The sequence below is a fragment of the Ruegeria sp. N8 genome (genome assembly GCF_056531325.1).
Genome location: NZ_JBQFLQ010000001.1, coordinates 466,472 through 487,016 on the forward strand (window position 1 = coordinate 466,472; position 20,545 = coordinate 487,016).

The 20,545-nt window shown below is 58.6% G+C and carries 18 protein-coding genes; 9 read left to right on the forward strand and 9 right to left on the reverse strand.

Annotation, left to right across the window (positions count from 1 at the left end; all coding sequences use genetic code 11):
• Nucleotides 1–6 precede the first annotated feature (6 nt).
• Both ACR0C5_RS02350 and hemA read right to left on the reverse strand, forming a co-directional pair.
• Nucleotides 7–1,221, reverse strand: coding sequence for a helix-turn-helix domain-containing protein (locus ACR0C5_RS02350; protein ID WP_170774589.1), 1,215 nt, complete (start codon nucleotides 1,219–1,221; stop codon nucleotides 7–9).
• A gap of 126 nt (nucleotides 1,222–1,347) precedes the next feature.
• Nucleotides 1,348–2,571 (reverse strand): 5-aminolevulinate synthase, encoded by a 1,224-nt coding sequence (gene hemA / locus ACR0C5_RS02355; protein WP_480874271.1) that lies wholly within the window; start codon nucleotides 2,569–2,571, stop codon nucleotides 1,348–1,350.
• Between the two features lie 314 nt (nucleotides 2,572–2,885).
• Between hemA and ACR0C5_RS02360 the strand changes: the two genes are divergently transcribed.
• Nucleotides 2,886–4,271, forward strand: coding sequence for a dipeptidase (locus ACR0C5_RS02360; protein WP_480874273.1), 1,386 nt, complete (start codon nucleotides 2,886–2,888; stop codon nucleotides 4,269–4,271).
• A 132-nt stretch (nucleotides 4,272–4,403) separates the two neighbouring features.
• Here ACR0C5_RS02360 and lpdA read toward each other — a convergent pair whose 3' ends face one another.
• Nucleotides 4,404–5,798 carry a dihydrolipoyl dehydrogenase gene (lpdA, locus tag ACR0C5_RS02365; protein WP_480874276.1) on the reverse strand — a complete coding sequence of 465 codons (1,395 nt, stop codon included), beginning with the start codon at nucleotides 5,796–5,798 and terminating at the stop codon, nucleotides 4,404–4,406.
• Nucleotides 5,799–6,014: 216 nt separating this feature from the next.
• On the opposite strand from lpdA, the gene ACR0C5_RS02370 reads away from it, so the two are divergent.
• Nucleotides 6,015–6,449 (forward strand): hypothetical protein, encoded by a 435-nt coding sequence (locus ACR0C5_RS02370; protein ID WP_170782598.1) that lies wholly within the window; start codon nucleotides 6,015–6,017, stop codon nucleotides 6,447–6,449.
• Here the strand turns inward: ACR0C5_RS02370 and ACR0C5_RS02375 are convergent.
• The 4 genes from ACR0C5_RS02375 to ACR0C5_RS02390 all read right to left on the reverse strand — a co-directional run bounded on the left by ACR0C5_RS02375 (nucleotide 6,446) and on the right by ACR0C5_RS02390 (nucleotide 12,992).
• Nucleotides 6,446–7,021 carry a DUF924 family protein gene (locus ACR0C5_RS02375; protein ID WP_480502539.1) on the reverse strand — a complete coding sequence of 192 codons (576 nt, stop codon included), beginning with the start codon at nucleotides 7,019–7,021 and terminating at the stop codon, nucleotides 6,446–6,448. The two genes, ACR0C5_RS02370 and ACR0C5_RS02375, sit on opposite strands and share 4 nt — an antisense overlap.
• A gap of 109 nt (nucleotides 7,022–7,130) precedes the next feature.
• Nucleotides 7,131–8,402 carry an MFS transporter gene (locus ACR0C5_RS02380; RefSeq protein ID WP_170788778.1) on the reverse strand — a complete coding sequence of 424 codons (1,272 nt, stop codon included), beginning with the start codon at nucleotides 8,400–8,402 and terminating at the stop codon, nucleotides 7,131–7,133.
• Between the two features lie 109 nt (nucleotides 8,403–8,511).
• Nucleotides 8,512–9,561 (reverse strand): tRNA preQ1(34) S-adenosylmethionine ribosyltransferase-isomerase QueA, encoded by a 1,050-nt coding sequence (gene queA, locus ACR0C5_RS02385; protein WP_480874280.1) that lies wholly within the window; start codon nucleotides 9,559–9,561, stop codon nucleotides 8,512–8,514.
• Nucleotides 9,562–9,605: 44 nt separating this feature from the next.
• Nucleotides 9,606–12,992 (reverse strand): YhdP family protein, encoded by a 3,387-nt coding sequence (locus ACR0C5_RS02390; protein WP_480874283.1) that lies wholly within the window; start codon nucleotides 12,990–12,992, stop codon nucleotides 9,606–9,608.
• Nucleotides 12,993–13,060: 68 nt separating this feature from the next.
• Here ACR0C5_RS02390 and ACR0C5_RS02395 point away from each other — a divergent pair, with 68 nt between their 5' ends.
• The 6 genes from ACR0C5_RS02395 (at nucleotide 13,061) to aqpZ (ending at nucleotide 18,068) form a co-directional block, all read left to right on the forward strand.
• Nucleotides 13,061–13,522, forward strand: coding sequence for a peroxiredoxin (locus tag ACR0C5_RS02395; RefSeq protein WP_480874286.1), 462 nt, complete (start codon nucleotides 13,061–13,063; stop codon nucleotides 13,520–13,522).
• A gap of 81 nt (nucleotides 13,523–13,603) precedes the next feature.
• On the forward strand, nucleotides 13,604–14,419 hold the full coding sequence (locus ACR0C5_RS02400; protein ID WP_480874732.1) for a ferritin-like domain-containing protein: 816 nt from the start codon (nucleotides 13,604–13,606) through the stop codon (nucleotides 14,417–14,419).
• A gap of 180 nt (nucleotides 14,420–14,599) precedes the next feature.
• Nucleotides 14,600–15,925: a DUF5930 domain-containing protein gene (locus tag ACR0C5_RS02405; RefSeq protein WP_480857418.1), complete on the forward strand. Its 1,326-nt coding sequence runs from the start codon at nucleotides 14,600–14,602 to the stop codon at nucleotides 15,923–15,925.
• Nucleotides 15,915–16,415 (forward strand): bactofilin family protein, encoded by a 501-nt coding sequence (locus ACR0C5_RS02410; protein WP_170770566.1) that lies wholly within the window; start codon nucleotides 15,915–15,917, stop codon nucleotides 16,413–16,415. Before ACR0C5_RS02405 ends, ACR0C5_RS02410 begins: the two co-directional genes overlap by 11 nt.
• Nucleotides 16,416–16,505: 90 nt before the next feature.
• Complete coding sequence (locus ACR0C5_RS02415) at nucleotides 16,506–17,315, forward strand: M90 family metallopeptidase (protein ID WP_480874290.1); 810 nt, start codon at nucleotides 16,506–16,508, stop codon at nucleotides 17,313–17,315.
• Nucleotides 17,316–17,381: 66 nt separating this feature from the next.
• Nucleotides 17,382–18,068 carry an aquaporin Z gene (aqpZ, locus tag ACR0C5_RS02420; RefSeq protein ID WP_170770562.1) on the forward strand — a complete coding sequence of 229 codons (687 nt, stop codon included), beginning with the start codon at nucleotides 17,382–17,384 and terminating at the stop codon, nucleotides 18,066–18,068.
• A gap of 38 nt (nucleotides 18,069–18,106) precedes the next feature.
• Here aqpZ and ACR0C5_RS02425 read toward each other — a convergent pair whose 3' ends face one another.
• The gene (locus tag ACR0C5_RS02425) at nucleotides 18,107–18,655 is read right to left on the reverse strand and encodes a peptidylprolyl isomerase (RefSeq protein ID WP_170770560.1); all 549 of its coding nucleotides are present in this window, start codon (nucleotides 18,653–18,655) and stop codon (nucleotides 18,107–18,109) included.
• Nucleotides 18,648–19,154, reverse strand: coding sequence for a peptidylprolyl isomerase (locus ACR0C5_RS02430; RefSeq protein WP_170770558.1), 507 nt, complete (start codon nucleotides 19,152–19,154; stop codon nucleotides 18,648–18,650). The genes ACR0C5_RS02425 and ACR0C5_RS02430 overlap by 8 nt, the downstream gene beginning before the upstream one ends.
• A 132-nt stretch (nucleotides 19,155–19,286) precedes the next feature.
• Here ACR0C5_RS02430 and ACR0C5_RS02435 point away from each other — a divergent pair, with 132 nt between their 5' ends.
• Nucleotides 19,287–20,474 (forward strand): phosphoglycerate kinase, encoded by a 1,188-nt coding sequence (locus ACR0C5_RS02435; protein ID WP_170770556.1) that lies wholly within the window; start codon nucleotides 19,287–19,289, stop codon nucleotides 20,472–20,474.
• Nucleotides 20,475–20,545: the final 71 nt, after the last annotated feature.

The following is a 20,545-nucleotide window of genomic DNA, read 5'->3' on the forward strand; positions in this document are numbered from 1 at the left end:
GCTAGATCATTCAGACGCGGCAACGGGTTCCTGTGCCTGAAGCTCGGCAACCAAGCGTTTGAGCGCGCTGTTCTGCTCGGCCTCAAGATCGGCGACCGTGTAGTTTTCCGCAACGGCATCCTTGGACAAGACTACGCCTTTAGCCACGGTACCCGGCGCACCGACCGGGCCGAAATGTTCACCGTTCATCGAGAAATAGACCGACCCCGACGCGCCTGCGCGCAGTTGCGGTGGTTCTTCGGTCAGCGGAACCTCGAACGTGTTGCCTTGCTCGACCGTGCCCAGCGTGCCTTCGAAGATAACGCTGCCATCTGCGGCTGTCACGCGCATCCAGGACGGATTGACCGCGACGATCTTGAGCGTGGTGTCCAGTTGCTCGACCACTTGCGGCAGCACCGGGCGTTCGACAGTGTGCACCTCGGCCACTTCGATCTGAGGCGGCTCCGGCGGCAGGAAAGTCCCGACCGTGCGCGGATCAAGGGTCGAGATCGGAGCGTCACGCGCAACCAGAACCGGTACATCCAGCGCCTGTGGGCGATACAGACGATCCAGCGCCTCGACGCTGGGTGGTTCGATCTCGGCCGTGGTTTCAGTTGATATCGCAGCGCGGGCAACATCCAGAGGATCAAGATCGGACAAAACGACCGGCGCCTGTTCAACCGGGCTGACCTGAACCTGCTGTATTCGGTTCAGCACCGACCAGCCGCCATAGCCGATCCCGCAGATCACAGCCAGCAACACCAGCGATGAGCCGATGGCACGCGGATCGATCTGGCTGACCAGCGGTTCTTTTCCCGGAATATAGGGTGTATTGGGCGACATGAACGGATCATGGCCCATCGGGCCACGGGCCGGCAGCCCGCCTATAGGCTTGCGCACTACCGACGCTTGCGCAGACATGCCATGGGCCACTTCGAACCCACTTTCCTTGCAGAAGGCGGCAAATGTTTCATCCGGGTTCATCCCCAGATAGCGTGCATAAGACCGCACATACCCGGCGATAAAGCCGGGTGTGTCAAAAGCGTCGGGGTTCGCTTCTTCAATCGCTGCGATGTAGGTGGCTTTGATCCGCAGTTCGCGTTGAACATCCAGAAGAGACTTGCCCATCGTCGCGCGTTCGCCGCGCATCATGTCGCCAAGTCGGACCTCATAATCGTCATAGCCTTTCGGCCGGACGTCACTGTCCTCATCCGATCCGCGCTGAGATCTGCGCCCAATCATTCCTGCTGCCCCATTCTGCCTACGCGTGTTTCACGCCAGAGCCGAATCATGCCTACCGATTCGTCTGCTACTTTTGTTAGCTTAAGCCTAACACGCTATGAACGCGTTGCACACTTTGGCGTGAGGTTAACCGGCGAGTTCGGCGCGATTTAGCGCACAATGTGACCAAAGTTCGTCCATCGCCTGCACCAGAGCGTTCATTTCATCCGGCCCGTGAACCGGCGATGGAGTGAACCGCAAACGCTCGGTTCCGCGCGGAACGGTCGGGAAATTGATCGGCTGAACGTAGATTCCATAGTCGTCCAGCAGCATATCGCTGAGCTTTTTCGTATGAACCGGATTGCCAACGATCACCGGCACAATATGGCTGCCATGGTCGATCAGCGGCAGGCCCAACCCTTTCAGTCGCAGCTTCAGGACTTTCGCCTGTGTTTGGTGCAGCTCACGCAGTTCCGGGGCAGTCTTCAGATAGGCAACCGAGGCCGCCGCACCCGCAGCAACGGCAGGCGGCAGCGACGTGGTAAAGATGAAGCCCGGCGCATAAGAGCGCACAGCGTCACACATTTTCTCGCTTGCTGCGATATAGCCACCCATCACGCCAAAGGCTTTGGCCAGCGTTCCGTTGATGATGTCGATCCGATGCGCCAGACGATCCCGCTCGGTCACACCGCCACCGCGGGGGCCGTACATGCCAACCGCATGAACCTCATCAATGTAGGTCAGAGCACCAAATTCATCTGCCAGATCGCAAATTTCTTCGATCGGGCCGAAATCGCCATCCATCGAATAGACGGATTCAAACGCGATCAGCTTGGGAGCGGCCGAATCGTCAGCCTCCAGCAGTTCGCGCAGATGAGCGACGTCGTTATGACGGAAGATCCGCTTGGCGCCACCGTTGCGGCGCACGCCCTCGATCATCGAAGCGTGGTTCAGCGCATCCGAATAGATAATCAGACCAGGAAACAGTTTGGGCAGCGTGCTCAGCGTTGCGTCATTGGCAATATAGGCCGAGGTGAAGAGCAACGCCGCCTCTTTGCCATGCAGATCAGCCAGTTCAGCCTCAAGCTGCTTGTGGTAAACCGTCGTGCCCGAGATGTTGCGCGTGCCACCCGAACCGGCCCCTGCCGAATCCACAGCTTTGTGCATCGCGTTCAGGACAACCGGGTTCTGGCCCATGCCCAAGTAGTCATTGCCGCACCAGACGGTGATGTTCTGTGTGGACCCGTCCGGGCGCGTGTGTACCGCATGCGGGAAATGGCCGTTGCGACGTTCGATGTCGATGAAGGTCCGGTAGCGTCCTTCGTCGTGCAGCCTGGCAATCGCGGTATCGAGCTGAGCAGTATAGTCCACCGGTTTCTCCTTAAAAGCCCGGCCAATCCGCATTGACCGAACATCTTCCCCGACCCCGTTTTCATCCGACGCCGATATGGTCCCAAGTGATCGCACCATATAAGTGAGTCTGGGAATGCTTATTTGATTTGCATCAAATATCGCCTCACATCCTACCCGACAAGTAAACTTACGTCCAAGAAACGCGAGGAAACGACGCAGGGGGGCGGTCGCATGCGTCAGTTATTGCGCCTTTTTTGACAGCAAACGGACTGGACGGCAAGGATCGCCCTGTTAGGGTGCCGCCAGAAATCCTTTTGGCCGGAGTCCCCCTCATGACGCTTGACGCAGTTCTCACCCGCATCGACGCCGATCTGCAAACCTCAATCGACCGGTTGATGGAATTGCTGCGCATCCCTTCGATTTCGACTGACCCGGCTTTTGACGCTCAAGTCAGCCAAGCTGCGGACTGGCTGGTGGCCGACCTGAAAACCATCGGCATTCAGGCAGAAAAGCGCGAAACCACGGGCCACCCGATGGTCGTTGGGCATATCGGAGAAGATAACGACGCGCCGCATGTACTGTTTTACGGGCACTATGACGTGCAGCCAGTGGACCCGCTGAACCTGTGGAACCGCGACCCGTTCGACCCGGCCATCGAAGACACCGACAACGGCCCCGTCATCCGGGGGCGGGGATCCTCGGACGATAAGGGGCAGTTGATGACTTTTGTCGAGGCCTGCCGCGCCTGGAAAGCCGTTCACGGCACCCTGCCTTGCCGCATTACTTTTTTCTTCGAAGGCGAAGAGGAATCCGGTTCGCCCTCACTTGTGCCCTTCCTGCGCGAAAACGCGGCCGAGTTGAAAGCCGATCTGGCCCTGGTTTGCGATACCTCGATGGTGTCGCGTGGGGTGCCCTCAATCGCGTCTCAGCTGCGCGGGATGCTCAAGGACGAATTCACCATCGTCGGCCCCCGGATCGACCTGCACTCGGGCCACTACGGGGGACCGGGTCTGAACCCGTTGCGAGAATTGTCGAAGATTGTTGCCTCTTTCTACGATGACGAAACCGGTCGGGTTGCAGTCGACGGCTTTTATGATGGCGTCCACGAGGTTCCCGCTGACCAGTTGCGCCAATGGCAAGACTGCGGTTTCGACGAAGCTGACTATCTGAACTCCGTCGGCTATTCGCAACCGCATGGCGAAAAGGGCTATTCCACCCTTGAACAACAATGGGCGCGCCCGACACTCGAGGTCAACGGGCTTTGGGGCGGGTACAACGGTGCGGGGTCCAAAACGGTGATCCCCTCGCGCGCCCATTGCAAGATCACCTGCCGCCTTGTTGGCGATATGGACCCTGACGATCTGCGCAACAAAATCCGCAAACATGTGGAGGATCGCCTTTCGGCAGATGCAACGGTTGAATGGGATAACGACCTTGAAGGCGCCCCGGCATCGGTGATGAACCTGGATCGCCCCGAATTCGAGGCCGCACGCGGCGCGCTATCGGACGAATGGGGGCGCGAGGCTGTCTTCACCGGCATGGGAGGATCAATCCCGGTCGTCGGATATTTCAGCACCGAATTGGGGCTGGATTCCATGCTTGTCGGTTTTGCCAATGACGACGATGCGATTCATTCGCCGAACGAGAAATACGACGTAAAGAGCTTCCACAAAGGCATCCGGTCCTGGGCCCGTATCCTGGACGCACTGAGCAACTAGGGGTTAAGCGAGGCTCTGCCTCGCGCTCCGGGATATTTAAGGCCAGATGAATGAAGGATCCCCGCTTCATCTGGCTAAAAATATCCCGGGGGAGTCGCGGCTTGCCGCGGCGGGGGCAGAGCCCCCCTTCCCTTACATGTGGATCACGCGCCCATAGGCATCCAATACACTTTCATGCATCATCTCGGACAGCGTTGGGTGCGGGAAAACTGTGTTCATCAGATCTTCTTCCGTGGTCTCCAATTGACGACCGACTACATAGCCCTGAATCATTTCCGTCACTTCCGCGCCAACCATGTGCGCACCCAACAATTCGCCAGTTTTGGCATCAAAGATCGTTTTGATCATCCCCTCAGGCTCACCCAGGGCAATAGCCTTGCCGTTGCCGATGAAGGGGAAGCGGCCGACTTTGATGTCATAACCCAGTTCTTTGGCCTTGGCTTCTGTATACCCGACCGAGGCGACCTGCGGCTGACAATAGGTGCAACCCGCAATGCTCTCGGGCTTGACCGGGTGTGCGTGTTTACCTGCGATCAGTTCGGCGACCATCACGCCTTCATGACTGGCTTTATGCGCCAGCCAGGGCGCGCCGGCGATGTCCCCGATTGCATACAGCCCCTCGACACCCGTCCGGCAGAACTCATCTGTAACCACGTGGGTACGGTCGATTTTCACCCCTAAGGCCTCGAGCCCCAGATTCTCGACATTACCGACAATACCAACGGCTGAGATGACCGTATCGAAATCGTGCTTTTCGACCTTGCCCTTCACCTCGATATGCGCGGTGACTTTGCCTTTGCCGCGATCAAGCTGCTTGACCATCGCTTTTTCCATGATGGTCATGCCCTGCTTGGTGAAGGCTTTTTTGGCAAAGGCGCTGATCTCGGCGTCCTCGACCGGCAGAACCCGATCCATCACCTCGACCACCGTCGTGTCCGCGCCCAGTGTATTGTAGAAGCTGGCAAATTCGATCCCAATTGCGCCTGACCCAATCACCAACAGCTTTTTCGGCATCCGGGGCGGTTGAAGTGCATGTTTGTAGGTCCAAACCAGATCGCCATCTGCCTCAAGACCGGGCAACTCGCGCGCACGCGCGCCCGTCGCTAGCACGATGTTCTTGGCCGTCAGGTCCTCGATCCCTTTTTCGGTTTTGACCGAGACCTTGCCCTTGGCCGGGATCGTTGCCTCGCCCATCACAACGGTCACTTTGTTCTTTTTCAGCAGATGACCAATGCCGCCTGACAATTGCGCCGCAACCCCGCGCGACCTTTTAACCACCGCATCCAGATCGTACCCGATCTTGTCGGCCTTCAGACCAAAATCCTTGGCGCGTTCCATAAGGTGAAACACTTCTGAAGATCGCAGCAGCGCCTTTGTTGGAATACAGCCCCAGTTCAGGCAGATACCGCCCAGGTGCTCACGCTCGACAACGGCCGTTTTCAGACCGAGCTGCGATGCGCGAATTGCTGCTACATACCCGCCGGGCCCGGCGCCGATTACGATCAGATCAAAAGAGTGTGCTGCCATTGTTCCCTCTCGGCGCAGGTCGTTTCAGAGATTAGTTTACCATTAAACTAAATTCAAAATTGCATCAACAATATCGTCCCGCGGCAAAAGCGACGCAGGGTCAGCGCACAAGATAAACGCTGTTTTCAGCCTATACCGCGCAAGACACAATGGCTAGAACATAGACGTCGGGCACGCCCGGCACTCATTGATTGTATTGTATTGGAAGTTTCGACCATGGCCAGAACGCTGACTGACCTGTTGCTTGCCCTATTGAACGCGACCCTGATCCTGGTGGCCCTATGCCTGTTTCTGGGGTGGAAGCTCGCCTCGACGGTTGACGATGTCACGACGACCCTCACGGAAAAGGTTCAAATCGTTGCTCCGCTGAAAGAAGAGGTGAAGGGAGTGCGTGGCGAATTGACCGCCCTGCGCAGTGAATTGTCGTCATTACAATCTGCGGCGGTTGTCGCAGACAGCGCCGTCGCCGCACAAATATCGTTGGCCTTGGCCAAGCTTGACCAGCTTGAAACCAAGCTGCAAACGTCACAGGCGCGTATCGCCGATCTCACTGAATCGCCGGACCACTTAATTAATACCGCCATAAACACGACGGCCGACGCAATCGCCGACCGCGTGATTGCCATTCGTGGCTGTGTGCCTTCGTCTTAGTTCGCGGCCTGCAATTCACGGACCGTTGCACCGTAGCCACCCATGTCCACATAGGCGGCTTCGGGCGCGGTCATGGGGCGCGACAAAGCCTCGTTCCGATAGGGGAAGCGACCGAACTGGCGGATCACTTCACGATGGGCCCGCGCGTGTAGCAGATTGCTGGAGTCCGAATTGATGTTCTGACACATCAACCGCACGCAGCGTTCCTGATCGCACAAGTTTTCCGAATGCATCATCGGTAGATAAAAGAATTGCCGTGCGGGCTCGTCAATCTTGAGGTCCCAACCCTTGTCCACCGCGCATTTCGCAGCCGTCAGAGCGGCGCGGTCCGATGCAAAGGCTTTAGCACTGCCTCGGAACATATTGCGTGGGAATTGATCCATCAGGATGATGTAAGCCAATGATCCGCTGGGATAGGTCAGCCATAGCGAGAATTTGCCCTCGCACGCCAGTTCCCATGTGGTCAGGAATTTTTCACGGATTTCGGCATCAAGCGCCTCATCCTGCTCATACCACCCTTTGGGACCAACTTCATCCAACCAAAAACTCAGTACGTCTTCAGGCCCTGCCATTGCCCAATACTCCGTCTGTTCGCCTCCCCAGGGACGTAACGTCATTTAAGGGCGTTTTACAGATTTATGACAGTAACATATTGCAACATTTGCGCAATAATTCCGTGTTTTAGGCAACATCTTGCGTATCCTGATCGGCCTCGGCGGCTTCGATGGCCACTTCCTGCGCGACCTCGAACGCCACCGGAGAGGCGGTTGGATACAGCGGCGACATAGTGCCCGTCTCATCCACCGGAATAGCGGCGCGCTGTGTCATGCGGTACATGGCGTATCCGGCCAGGGCTACCAGCAGGGCGGCAATGATCAGGAAGAAGCCCGGAGGCCCAAAGATTGCGTCGCCCATCAGCCAACCGGTGATCAGCGGACCCGCGATTGCCCCCATACCGTTGATAAACACCAAACCGCCCGAAGCCGCTGCCATATCTTCATTGTCCAGAAAGTCATTCGCATGGGCAATCAGTAGCGAATAGAGCGGGTTCGACATGCCACCAATCACAAAGGCCGAGGCGAGCAGGATCGGAAAGACCGTCCCAAACAGCATGGCCGTAACTGCGCCCCCCGCCCCGGTCAGAGCCACGAGCATGATCAGGAAGCGCCGGTCCATCCGATCTGAAAACCAACCCAGCGGATATTGCAGCAGCACGGCGCCCACGTAGAACGCGGCGACGAAGGTCGATATCTCGACCAGTGTCAGCCCGGCCCGTGCGCCGTAAACGGCCGCCATGCCGAACTGGGCCGAGAACACACCCCCCAGAAGGAACATGCCGATACAGCCCAGAGGTGAATTGCCCATCAACTCGCGCAGGGTCATTGGTTTGGTGCTGTCAAAAGCGGGCGTTGGAGAGATCGACAGCAAGATCGGAGCAAATGATACGGACACCAGGATCGAGGCGATGACAAAGGTTTCATAGCCTGACGGATCACCAATCAGAACCAGCCCCTGTGCAGCGATAATCCCCGTCATCTGCACAATCATGTAAAGTGACAGCGCTTGTCCTCGGTTCTCGTTATTGGCCGCATTGTTGAGCCAGCTTTCAGCGGTGACGTAAACGCCGGAAAAGCAGAACCCGATCACCATACGACCCAAAATCCATGCGATTTCATTGGTCAACAGCGGATACATGATCATCACCGCTGAAATGAAAGAGGCCAGCGCCGCAAAGACCCTTACATGGCCCACGCGGCGGATCATCTCGGGGGCAAGACGTGAGCCGCCCAGAAAACCCAGGAAATAGGCGGACATGACAAAGGACATCTCGAGGGTTGAAAACCCTTCGATCTCACCCCGCACGCCCAGAATTGTACCCTGCAGGCCGTTGCCAACCATAAGCAGGCCCATACCAAGAAGAAGCGCCCACGCGCTGGAAAGGACCTGAATCATTGGGGCCTCCGAGTTGAAGCGGTTTGACAGTTTCGATCAGTTTCAGATGAAAAGCGGCTTGGGTCGTGCTTGTCTACGACATTACCATGTTTTGATCCCGACACGCGACTTATTCCGGGATCAAAAGCGATGCATCGCCGTATGAGAAGAACCGATATTTCTGTTCAATTGCATGAGCATAAACATCGTGAATCCTGTCCTGCCCCATCAGTGCCGAGACCAGCATCAGCAAAGTGGATTTCGGCAGGTGGAAGTTTGTCATTAGCGCATCGGTGACGTGGAAATGGAAACCGGGATAGATGAAAATGTCGGTCTCGCCTTCCCACGGCGCGATTTCTCCGCTGCGCGCGGCGCTCTCGATCAGGCGCAAGGCGGTGGTACCCACCGGGATCACGCGGCCTCCGGCAGCCTTGGTGGCGCGTATCTGCTGCGCGGCCACTTCGCTGACACGACCCCATTCGGCGTGCATCTTGTGGGTTGTCACATCCTCGACCTTGACCGGCAGGAAGGTGCCCGCGCCGACATGCAACGTGACATGGCTGAACTCCACGCCACGCGCTTCAAGGGCCTGCATCAGCGCGGTGTCGAAGTGCAGTGATGCGGTCGGGGCTGCGACCGCGCCAGAATTACGCGCCCAGATGGTCTGGTAATCAGTCTTGTCCTGTTCATCCGCCGGGCGCTTGGCGGCGATATAGGGCGGCAAAGGCATCGCCCCGGCCTGTTCAAGCGCGGCATCAAAATCCTCACCCGTCAGGTTGAACCGCAGATAGGCCTGCCCCTCTTCGACCCGGTCCAGCGTCGCGCTGAGGTCGTCCGAGAACCGGATATCCTCGCCCGGTTTGACCTTTTTCAACGGTTTGATCAGCGCGGTCCACGTGCCATCCGCCTGCGGCTCTAACAAGGTGGCCTCGATCGCGGCCGAGACCGGCCCTTGCGCGCTGTCGCGGTGGCGGCGACCATTCAGACGGGCGGGAATAACGCGGGTGTCGTTCAGGACAAGGCGATCCCCGGCCCGCAACCAGCCGGGAAGATCGAACACATGCGCATCCGAAATGGCATTGCCGTGCGCAACCAGCAAACGCGCCGACGACCGAGGGGTCGCGGGCCGCGTGGCAATCAGGTCTTCGGGTAGATGGAAATCAAAATCGCTGAGTTTCATGCGGGCGCATTACAAGGCCCCGCTGGATTCAGCAACAACCCAATTTAGCGGTCCTCGCCGCGGGTCCCAGAGGCTGCTTTCGTGTTGTCCGATTTGACCGGCTGAGAATTCGGCCCGTCCGTCACTTTTGGCGGTGGTGGTCTAAGCAAATTACGCAAGAACAAAGGCGCAAGGCCCGACAAAGGGTTGACCGCAACCTTGGGCGCGGTGAGCGGACCGGTCAGGGAATAGTTGAACCCGATGACCCCTTCACCCTTTTTGGTCAACAGGCTGCCCACCGCGTTGACCAGGTATATTGGTGAAATCGCGCCGCGCAGGTTCAGCAGCCCATTCGCAAGGTCGACTGTTCCATCGAAGGACAGCCCCATTGAAGGACCAACCGCGCTGCCGCTGAGGACCTTGATCTCGGTCGGTGTGATGCGCATTCGGCTTTCAATTGTCGCAAAAAAGATCCCCTGCCCGGCCATTTCGTCAATCAACCCGACCAGGCTGATTGCGTTCAGCAGGGCCGCCATGGCGGGCGCATCGGTGATCCGCGTGTTCGAGATTTTCAAGTTGGCGTCATAGTCACTGCCGTTGCCGACCGGCTCCAGCGTCATGGTCAGTGTGCCGCCCCGCGCCTGTGTGATTACCCCGGCAGCGCGAAGCGCCTCGCCTGCATCATCCGAGATCAACTCGACCGCGCTGCGTGCACCGCGTGGAGTGATCGTCCCGCGTACCGGGGCACTGCCGTTGATCCGCGCAGTGAAGCCGCCCGTGACACCGCCCGTGGTACGGAAATCGCCCTTAAAGCCTGTCAATGCAATGCTTTCCGTCACTTGCAGCCGGTCCAGAACTACATCCAAGTTCGGCCCGTTCCCGGTCCCCCCGCTGCCGCTGCTACCGCCGCCAAAGGTGGCGCCACCCAAATTGACCACCCCGCCCTGCACCCGAATATCAGGCACCGAGGCGCCGCGGCTGACCAACTCGGCCGGGACGGCAAGCCAATTGCCCAAATCGAACGAGCTGAACTCGACCTTGTCGAATTCACCATCCTCGCGGAATGAGATCGACGCGGTGCTGCGCAGCCCTGCCGCATCCAGTTTCAGTGTATTAACCCGCAGTTGATCGCCCAAGGTCGCGTCGAGCGTCATTTTGCCTTGAGCTTGCCGCCCCTTGCGCCAACCCAACTCGGGGATCGACAGCGCGACACCGACCAGATCCGAAGTCGCCGTCAGCGCGATCGGTTCACCCGCTCCAATTCCCAGATTGATATCGGCTGTACCCTGCCCGGTCAGCATCCCCTGAGGCAGGCCCGCCTTCAATTCGGTCATCAGTCGCGGGGACAGTTCAATCTCGCCCGACAGCTGACTGCGTTGCGGCTCGGTGCCACCGATGGGTTGGCGCCATGTTGCGTGCATGGGCACGTCGCCAAACAGACCGTAGCCGCCAATTTCAACAGCAGTTTGATCGCCCGACAATGTCAGTCGATCGGCACTGATCGTGAAACCAGGAACCAGCCGGTCGCTTTTTACATTGTCGATGTCACCGGTGAAATGAAACTCGGTATCTTCGAATTTCAGCCCTTTTATCAACGGCAGGGACAGCGTGCCCGACAGGCTGACATCACCCGCTGCTAAATCAACGGGCAAATTGGCCTTGCTTAGCAATTCCAGCGGCGGCAGGTCCAGAAGTGACAGCGCAGCAGTCGCCTTGCCCTTGGCTTTGATCCGGGCAATCGCAGGCGAGTCCTTTTTGATCGACGTATCGGGGATGATGAAGGACGTCCCCGACGCATCGACCGCGCCCCCTTCGGGGGCCATTACCACCCCGCTTTCGGCCGAGGCGGTGAAGCGGTTTTCCAGGAGGCTTACCCGGCCTTGTGCGTCCTGAATGGGCGGCAGGGTCTTGGCAAATCTGATCTTCGCGTTGTCGAACCCGAAACCCAGATAGAGATCAGGTTTGGTTTCGGGACGGACCCGAAGCGAGAATTCGATGCCCGCGAAATCACCCTCATACAGGTTTTCAGACACCCATAGGCGGGGTTTGGGGGCCAAAATCTCGGGCCAGTAGTTCAAAAGCCGGTCCGAGGTCATCGTATCCAGATGCGCATCCAGAGACGCGACCCACCCGTCGGGTCGCCCAAGTAAGCGCCCCGAGGCCCGCAATGTGTGATCGGCATCCGTCAGGGTCAGTTGTCCCAAACGCAATTCGAACGGCAAAAGTTTCATCTGGAAATCCAGTTCGGCCCGTGCGGATTCCAACGATTCCGGAAACAGGCCGCCGGGATAGATGTCGATGCTGTTGAGCTGCAACTGAGCGGTCAGGCTTTCCAACGCACCGTCTTCGATGCCTTGCAGAAACGCCTTGCCCTCCGCCTGAATGGCTCCAAGGTCCGAGACCACGGACGCCTCGTTAAAATCTAGCACCTGCTGGCTTGGGTCATAGGTGAAATACGTCCGGGCAGACTCGAAGCGAATGGGTTTTGTCTCGGGCGTAGGCTGAACGGCCCCTGCGCCAAGGTTCAGGGTGGCAAACAGCGGGCCCAGCGCGGCTTGATCGTCGATGCTGCCCCGTAAGGACCCTGAAATCGGCGCTTTGAGCACTTGCAGCCAGGCTAGCGCAAGGCTTTGCCCAGCAATATCCTCGGAAGGTAAATCGGTGATCGAAAATCCGAAACTTGCCTGAGGACTGCCCAGAAGACTGGTATAATTGGCCTCGATCGAGCTGGCATAGTCCCGCCCGGTCAGAACCGAAAAGCCGGTGGCAAGGCGCATTTCGTCACCGTCGCGTGTGACGGTAATGTGGCCGCCATCGAAAACCCAGGCCCTACTTAGTCGCAAATCCTGGTAGTCCAGCGTCAGTGATTGCAACTCGACCGACCGCAGACCCGACAGGATTGGCGACAGAAACACATCATCCGATTCCTCGATCAGTTCAGCTAGCGTCGGGGCCTGCTGCACCGGAGAGCTGCCGGACCCAACCGTCAGCGACAACGCCCCGTCCTTGTTGCGCGTCAGGGCAATCTGGGCATCTTGCAGGATGATGCGACGCGGGCGGATCTGGCCACGCAACAGGCCGCGCATAGACAGGCGCGTCCGCAAGTCGCCGACCTGCGCGATCTGCTGACCCGCCGCGTCACTGATCGTCACGTCACGTAACCTTAGCCGCGGAAGCCATTGTTCATTCACGAAAAACGTCGCATCACCGAACCGAACTTTCAGCCCGCCCAGCGTCTGATCCAGCCGTTTTTCAGCCTGCGTGCGCATCCATTGGGGCGCGTGTAACTGGTGACCGATCAGAAAGAACCAACCGGCGACAGCCAGCGCGCCAAGCATCAACGTAAAGCCAAGGGTCACGTAGGCAACCAGCCGACGGCGCGACCTGCGACGCCGGGGTGTCTTGCTCTGGTCTGCACTTTTGTCGTCGTGCTGCACCAAATTGCTATCCACGCCTTTCAACCCGCTCGCACCGCCCTATGATCACGGGCAGCAATTAAAAACCTTTAGCGGAGTTTCCAATGCCCGACGTTACAGACATCGCCCCTGATTTCACTTTGCCTCGCGACGGCGGTGGCGAGGTCACGTTGTCAGACCTGCGCGGCGGTGCCGTCGTTTTGTTCTTTTACCCCCGCGATGATACGCCGGGCTGCACCAAGGAATCCATCGGTTTCTCGGAACAACTTCAGGCCTTTGCGGATGCGGGCGCTCACGTTTTCGGCATTTCGCGCGACAGCGTGGCCAAGCACGACAAATTCGTCGCCAAACACAGCCTGACCACGCCACTTTTGTCCGACGAAAGCTCGACCGTATGTGAGGATTATGGCGTGTGGGTTGAAAAGAACATGTATGGGCGCAAGTCGATGGGGATCGAACGAGCCACTTTTTTGATCGACGCCGAGGGCAAGGTCGCCAAGGTCTGGCGCAAGGTCAAAGTACCCGGCCATATGGATGAGGTGCTTGAGGCCGTCCGCGACCTCTGACCCCTTTTCTTGCGGTCGCCATCCGGTCTATGACGCAGTCCGATCAAGCGGAGAAAAACGGTGTCTAAAACCCTGACCCAGATGGCGACCGAAGTTCTGACGACCGCGGATGGACACGCAAAAACCGCGCTGTCCAAACGCTATGCCGCCGAATGGTTCGCCGCCCGCGGCGGGGATGCGCCCGCGATTGAAATCGGCACGGCGTCTCCGCCTTTGTCCCCCGCGCGCCCAGATAAGCCCGAGCTTCTGTCTCCGCGCGAGGTGCCCAAGCGCAAACCCGGCACCGAGGCGGGCCGGATCGCATTGTTGCATGCGGTTGCCCATATCGAACTGAACGCAGTGGACCTTCATTGGGACATCATCGCACGTTTCGGGCATGTCCCCATGCCCATCGGATTCTATGACGACTGGGTCAAATGCGCCGAAGAAGAATCGCGCCATTTCGAGATGGTCTGTTATTGTTTGGAACGCATGGGCAGCCACTATGGTGCCCTGCCTGCCCATGCCGGGATGTGGCGCGCCGCAGAAGACACCGCCGAGGACCTGATGGGACGTCTGGCCGTCGTCCCCATGGTGCTCGAGGCGCGCGGGCTGGATGTCACACCGGGCATGATCGGCATCTTCCGCAAAGCTAAGGATGAGCACGCCATTGCCGCACTCGAGGTGATCTATGCCGAAGAGGTAGGACATGTGGCCTATGGCTCGAAATGGTTCCATTTCCTTTGCGGGCGCGAGAATGCCGACCCCAAGGATGTGTTCCACTCCTTGGTGCGGCGCTACTTCCACGGTGTGCTGAAACCACCCTTCAACGAAGAAAAACGCGCCGAGGCCGGTTTGCCCCCCGATTTCTACTGGCCCCTGACCGAGGACCTACCTGCGCCCGGTCAAGCGCGTTAAACCTGCACAAGTTGACGTTATCGGCAACTTCCCGCCTAAAATGGGCGGGAAAAAACCGGTTCGTTGTGTGAACTGGTTAACAAACTTGCCCAAATCGCACGTCCCCTCTATGCAGTTGGCCCAAGGGACGGAGACAACTCACAACCGGTCCCGAATTGGGGATGGACAGAGGGAAGACGCGTGCGAACACGTCTGGCAATTAAACTACATTCACTGCTCGAGCGGCACCTACCAGAACGCCGGGTATTTCTGAAATCCGACAATGATACACGGTTCATCCGTCTCAGCTCCGAGACGCAGGTGGCAGCTGTTGCAGGGGTCGCGCTGATCGTCGGCTGGACCGCCGTGGCAACCGCGATCCTGTTGATGGACAGTATCGGATCGGGCAATTTCCGCGATCAGGCGAAACGGGATCAGGCGACCTACCAAGAACGTCTAAACGTCCTGTCAGCGGAACGTGACATGCGCGCCGCCGAAGCGTTGTTGGCGCAGGACCGGTTCAACGCGGCGCTTCAGCAGATTTCGGCCATGCAATCCGAATTGCTAGCTTCGGAAAACCGCCGCCGCGAGCTGGAAACGGGCATTGAGGTCATTCAGACCACCCTGCGCGCGACGATGAAACAGCGCGAAGACGCGCGTCTGGAACTGGCTCAGCTCAAGCAGGAAGGCGGCGCGGACGAGGCCTATATGGCCAGCGCAAGCGACCCCGCCCAGATGGATTTCATGACCCAAGCGCTGGCCCGTACGGCGCTGGAACGGGACCAGATCGCAGCTGATGCCAAGGATGCACTGGAAGAACGTGACGATCTTGAGCTGGAAATCCGGCTCATGCAGGAACGCAGTGACGAGATTTTCCGTCAACTGGAAGAGGCAATGGTCATCTCGGTCGAACCGCTCGACAAGATGTTCCGTCAGGCAGGAATGCCCACAGACCGCATCATCGAAGAAGTGCGGCGTGGTTACAGCGGCATGGGTGGCCCCCTGACCCCCATATCCTTCAGCACGCGCGGTGAGGAACTGACCCCCGACGAAATCCGCGCCAACACTCTGCTACAGCAGATGGACCAGCTGAACCTGTACCGTATCGCCGCCGAGAAGGCGCCGTTTGCCAGCCCCGTGAACGCGGTTGTGCGTTACACCAGTGGCTTCGGCACCCGCCGGGACCCCAAAACCGGTGGCCGGCGCATGCACAACGGTGCAGACTTCGCTGGTGCGCACGGGACGGATATCTTTGCGACCGCCGATGGTGTGGTCACCCATGCTGGCTGGCAGTCCGGGTTCGGACGGCTGGTGAAAATCAAGCACGCCTTCGGAATTGAGACACTTTACGCTCATAACACCAAGATACGTGTAAAGGTTGGTCAAAGGGTCTCGCGCGGGGATCATATTGCTGATATGGGTAGCACCGGACGGTCGACCGGCACGCATCTTCACTATGAGGTGCGCGTGAACGGAAAACCTGTTAACCCAATGACTTACATTAAGGCTGCGAGAAATGTTTTCTAAGAGCAAAATCAACGAGCCCGCATCCAATGCGTCCGAGGCGGCAAAGCCTGCGGCTCCGGCCACACCGGCGGCACCTGCCCCGTCTGAAACCAAGGCCAGCACTGCACCCAAGCCCAAGCCTCCGGCGTCGGTTCTGTCTGCGGACCTACATATCACCGGCAACCTGAAAACCTCGGGCGATATCCAGGTCGAAGGCACGGTCGAAGGCGACATCCGCGCCCATCTGCTGACTATTGGCGAAACCGCCACCATCAAGGGCGAAGTGACCGCCGATGACGTGGTGATCAATGGCCGTATCGTAGGCCGGGTGCGTGGTCTGAAAGTCCGTCTGACGTCGACCGCACGGGTCGAAGGCGACATCATTCACAAGACCATCGCTATCGAAAGCGGCGCGCATTTCGAAGGTTCGGTGCAGCGTCAGGACGACCCGCTGAACCCCGGTCGCGGCGGCAAAGGCGGCGCGAACCCGGCTGCTGAAGTCAAGCAGTAAAGCTGACACGAAATCAATTCTATCAACGCCGCGGGGAGACCTGCGGCGTTTTTGGTTTCACGCCGCCATTTTCGCTTGTAGTCTTTGCAAATGTTTATTTTTTTCTCGGTTCTTTTGCTGATCGCTGGCTTCTTCGCCTATCGTCATTGGTCCAAAATCCAAGCACGCAATGCGCTTTTGGCAGCTCCTCTGACCGAGCATCAGCGTCGGATCATCGACGCACAGGTTCCGCTGTTGCGCCGCCTGCCCGTCGGTCTGCGGGACAAGCTGGATGGCAAAATCAACCTATTCCTGGATCAGGTACAATTCCACGGCTGCGACGGACTGGACGTCACCGAGGAGATGAAGCTAGCCATTGCTGCGCAGGCCTCTTTGCTGCTGGTCAACCGTGACATCTGGTACGACAACCTGACCACCATTCTGATCTATCCCAACGCCTTCAAGTCGCGTCAGCGCAGGCAAGACGGCTATGTGATCAGCGAGAAAGAGATCGTGCGCACCGGCGAAAGCTGGGATCGCGGCCCGGTCATCCTGTCGTGGCGCCACAGCCAGCAAGGCGCGTTGGACGATCGCGACGGGCAAAACGTCGTGTTGCACGAATTCGCGCATCAGGTCGATGATCTGTCCGGCGGCACCAACGGCGTCCCGATCCTGAGCGACGGGCAGAGTTTCGCAGAATGGGAACGGGTTTTTCTGACCGCCTATGACACCCATGTTCACGCCGTGGAACATGGCCGCCCCACGGTCATCGACCCCTATGGCGCCACCGGACACGAGGAATTCTTTGCCGTCTCTGTCGAGGTCTTTTTCGAGCGGCCCAAAGCCCTGAAAGCCGACGCGCCCGAGGTCTACGACCAGCTTTCAAAGCTGTTCCAACTGAACCCGGCAGACTGGGAATGACCTAAACATTTAACAAAAATGAATTTTTGAATTACGCTAAGCCCATTGATTTTCGGAGGGCTTTTCATGTCATCAAAACTTCTGGCCGAGTTTTTCGGCACGTTCTGGCTGGTGCTGGGCGGGTGCGGCAGTGCGGTATTGGCAGCCGGAGTGGCCGATGTGGGTATCGGCTGGCTAGGCGTTTCATTCGCCTTTGGTCTGACGGTACTGACCATGGCTTATGCGGTCGGTCACATCTCGGGCGGGCATTTCAATCCGGCGGTCAGCCTTGGTCTGATGATCGGCGGACGGTTCGATGCCAAGGATCTGATTCCCTACTGGATCGCGCAGGTGATAGGCGCGGTCGCAGCAGCAGCTGTGTTGTATCTGATCGTAAGCGGCGCACCAGGGTTTGAAGGCGCAGGCGGGTTTGCCTCGAACGGGTATGGAGAGGCCTCACCGGAAGGCTATTCGATGCTATCCGCGCTGGTGATCGAGATCGTGATGACCGCGTTCTTTCTGATCATCATCCTTGGAGCGACATCGAATTTTGCACCCGAAGGCTTTGCGCCGATCGCCATTGGCCTGGGCCTGACGCTGATCCACCTGATCTCGATCCCCGTGACGAATACATCGGTAAACCCAGCGCGCTCGACCGGCGTTGCCCTCTTTGCAGACGGTCCTGCGATGGCGCAGCTTTGGCTGTTCTGGGTCGCACCGCTGATTGGGGCCGCAATCGGGGCGCTGATCTGGAAAGCAATGGGTGACGACTGAAGCAAAAAGCCCCGATGCAGCGCATCGGGGCTTTTTTATTATTCCGTTACAGTGACTTTTTTCATCACATCCGGCTGGCCGATCACCGCGCCGTTGGGACCGTCGCCGCGCTTGATCGAGTCCACCACGTCCATACCGCCGGTCACTTGACCCACAACCGTATACTGACCGTTCAGGAACGGACCGGGCGCAAACATGATAAAGAACTGCGAGTTTGCGCTGTTGGGATCCTGCGCCCGCGCCATGCCTACAACACCCCGGTCGTAATTGAAGTCCGAGAACTCAGCAGGCAGATCCGGGCGATCCGACCCGCCGGTGCCCGCCCGACGCAGATCACTGCCCAGACGTCCATGCTCTACGTCCCCGGTCTGCGCCATGAAGCCTTCGATCACGCGGTGAAAGACCACCCCGTCATACTTACCTTCGGCAGCCAGAGTGCTGATCTGTTCCACATGTTTAGGGGCCAGATCGTCAAACAGATCAACGGTCACGGTGCCATTGGCACCCTCGCCCTCGATCTCAATCTCAAGGCCTGTGGCAAGCGCAGGGCTAGCCAGCAAGGCAAAAGCAGCGGCCAGCTTATACATCGGCGGCCACCTTGACGCTGATCATGCGGTCAGGGCTCATCGGCGGCTCACCACGAGTGATGGCATCGACATGTTCCATCCCTTCGATGACTCGACCGTAGACGGTGTATTGGCCGTTCAGGAAGTGATTGTCCTTGAAGTTGATGAAGAACTGCGAATTGGCCGAATCCGGATTCTGCGAGCGTGCCGCGCCCAGCGTGCCCCGGTCGTGCGGCAGTTTCGAGAACTCTGCCGGAACGTTCGGCAGCGACGAGCCGCCTGTACCCGCCATACGGATGTTGAACCCGTCTTCCATGTCGCCGTGCTGCACATCGCCGGTCTGCGCCATGAAGCCGTCGATCACACGGTGGAAGGCCACGTTGTCATACTCGCCACCACGGGCCAGCTCTTTCATCCGGGCCGAGTGCTGAGGGGCCACGTCAGGCAGCAGTTCGATGACGACATTGCCGTCTTTCAGCTCGATGATGATGGTGTTTTCGGGATCCTTGATCTCGGCCATGTGGCCCTCCTGTCGTTTATCTTGCGCAAATACCTATGCGGCATGGGCGTGAATGCCAAGTGACGCATTGACCTGAGGGCAAAATGCAGGAAAAGAACCGCCTAAATCGGTTGTAACGACAAGGACAGAGTGATGGGCTGGAAAACACTGGACGATATGGACCTGAACGGCAAACGCGTGCTGGTGCGCGTCGATATCAACGTGCCGGTCGTTGACGGTGTTGTGACCGACGCCACCCGCATACAGCGCATCGTGCCCACCGTGCGCGATATCCTTGCGGCAGGCGGCAAACCGATCCTGCTAGCGCATTTCGGCCGCCCGGGTGGCGAGCGACGTGAGAACCTGTCGCTGAAGCAGCTGATCCCCACCCTGACCACTGCCTTTGGCGCAGATGTGCTGTTTGCCGCAGATTGCGTCGGCACCGAGGCCGAGCTGGCTGCAGAGCAGCTGCAGCCCGGCCAGGTTCTGTTGCTGGAAAACACCCGTTTCCACGCTGCTGAAACCAAGAATGACGCTGATCTGGCCGCTGGAATGGCCAAACTCGGCAAAGTCTATTGCAACGACGCTTTCTCGGCCGCGCACCGCGCGCACAGTTCGACCGAGGCCATTGCCCGCCTTCTGCCCGCCTGCGCCGGTCGCCTGATGCAAGCCGAGCTCGAGGCCCTTGAGGGCGCTCTGGGCGCGCCAAAACGCCCGGTGACGGCGGTTGTGGGCGGGGCCAAAGTGTCCACCAAGCTGGAACTGCTGGGAAATCTGATCGAAAAAGTGGACTTCCTGATCATCGGCGGCGGAATGGCCAACACTTTCCTCGTTGCCAAAGGCCTGAATGTCGGCAAGTCGCTGGCGGAAACCGCCATGAAGGACACCGCAGCCGAAATCATGGCCAAAGCGGAAACCTCGGGCTGCAAGATCGTTCTGCCAACGGATATCGTTGTGGCCGACAAGTTCGAGGCAGGTGCCCCACATCAGGTTCTGCCCGTGGATCAATGCACCAATGACGGCATGATCCTAGACGCCGGCCCTGACAGTGTTGCCGCAATTTCCCAGATCTTCGCAGAAAGCAAAACGCTGATTTGGAACGGCCCGCTGGGCGCATTTGAGATCGAGCCCTTTGACGCTGCCACCAACGCCGCAGCCTTGAAAGCCGCCGCTTTGACCCGCTCGGGCCAGTTGGTGTCCGTCGCCGGCGGAGGCGACACGGTTGCGGCGCTGAACGCATCCGGCGCGGCCAAAGATTTCTCGTATATCTCGACCGCAGGCGGCGCGTTTTTGGAGTGGATGGAAGGCAAGACCCTGCCGGGCGTCGCCGCGCTAGAGTAATAAAATTCACGGCCCCTGACACTTTTTTGCGAATCAGGGGATTCACAACCCGAATCACCTGTGACATAGTG

Excerpts from the sequence above, each read along its gene's own strand:
- ACR0C5_RS02350 (WP_170774589.1), bottom strand. The coding sequence starts at position 1,221 with ATGATTGGGCGCAGATCTCAGCGCGGATCGGATGAGGACAGTGACGTC.
- ACR0C5_RS02360 (WP_480874273.1), top strand. The coding sequence starts at position 2,886 with ATGACGCTTGACGCAGTTCTCACCCGCATCGACGCCGATCTGCAAACC.
- lpdA (WP_480874276.1), bottom strand. The coding sequence starts at position 5,798 with ATGGCAGCACACTCTTTTGATCTGATCGTAATCGGCGCCGGGCCCGGC.
- ACR0C5_RS02370 (WP_170782598.1), top strand. The coding sequence starts at position 6,015 with ATGGCCAGAACGCTGACTGACCTGTTGCTTGCCCTATTGAACGCGACC.
- ACR0C5_RS02375 (WP_480502539.1), bottom strand. The coding sequence starts at position 7,021 with ATGGCAGGGCCTGAAGACGTACTGAGTTTTTGGTTGGATGAAGTTGGT.
- ACR0C5_RS02380 (WP_170788778.1), bottom strand. The coding sequence starts at position 8,402 with ATGATTCAGGTCCTTTCCAGCGCGTGGGCGCTTCTTCTTGGTATGGGC.
- queA (WP_480874280.1), bottom strand. The coding sequence starts at position 9,561 with ATGAAACTCAGCGATTTTGATTTCCATCTACCCGAAGACCTGATTGCC.
- ACR0C5_RS02395 (WP_480874286.1), top strand. The coding sequence starts at position 13,061 with ATGCCCGACGTTACAGACATCGCCCCTGATTTCACTTTGCCTCGCGAC.
- ACR0C5_RS02400 (WP_480874732.1), top strand. The coding sequence starts at position 13,604 with ATGGCGACCGAAGTTCTGACGACCGCGGATGGACACGCAAAAACCGCG.
- ACR0C5_RS02410 (WP_170770566.1), top strand. The coding sequence starts at position 15,915 with ATGTTTTCTAAGAGCAAAATCAACGAGCCCGCATCCAATGCGTCCGAG.
- ACR0C5_RS02415 (WP_480874290.1), top strand. The coding sequence starts at position 16,506 with ATGTTTATTTTTTTCTCGGTTCTTTTGCTGATCGCTGGCTTCTTCGCC.
- aqpZ (WP_170770562.1), top strand. The coding sequence starts at position 17,382 with ATGTCATCAAAACTTCTGGCCGAGTTTTTCGGCACGTTCTGGCTGGTG.
- ACR0C5_RS02425 (WP_170770560.1), bottom strand. The coding sequence starts at position 18,655 with ATGTATAAGCTGGCCGCTGCTTTTGCCTTGCTGGCTAGCCCTGCGCTT.
- ACR0C5_RS02430 (WP_170770558.1), bottom strand. The coding sequence starts at position 19,154 with ATGGCCGAGATCAAGGATCCCGAAAACACCATCATCATCGAGCTGAAA.
- ACR0C5_RS02435 (WP_170770556.1), top strand. The coding sequence starts at position 19,287 with ATGGGCTGGAAAACACTGGACGATATGGACCTGAACGGCAAACGCGTG.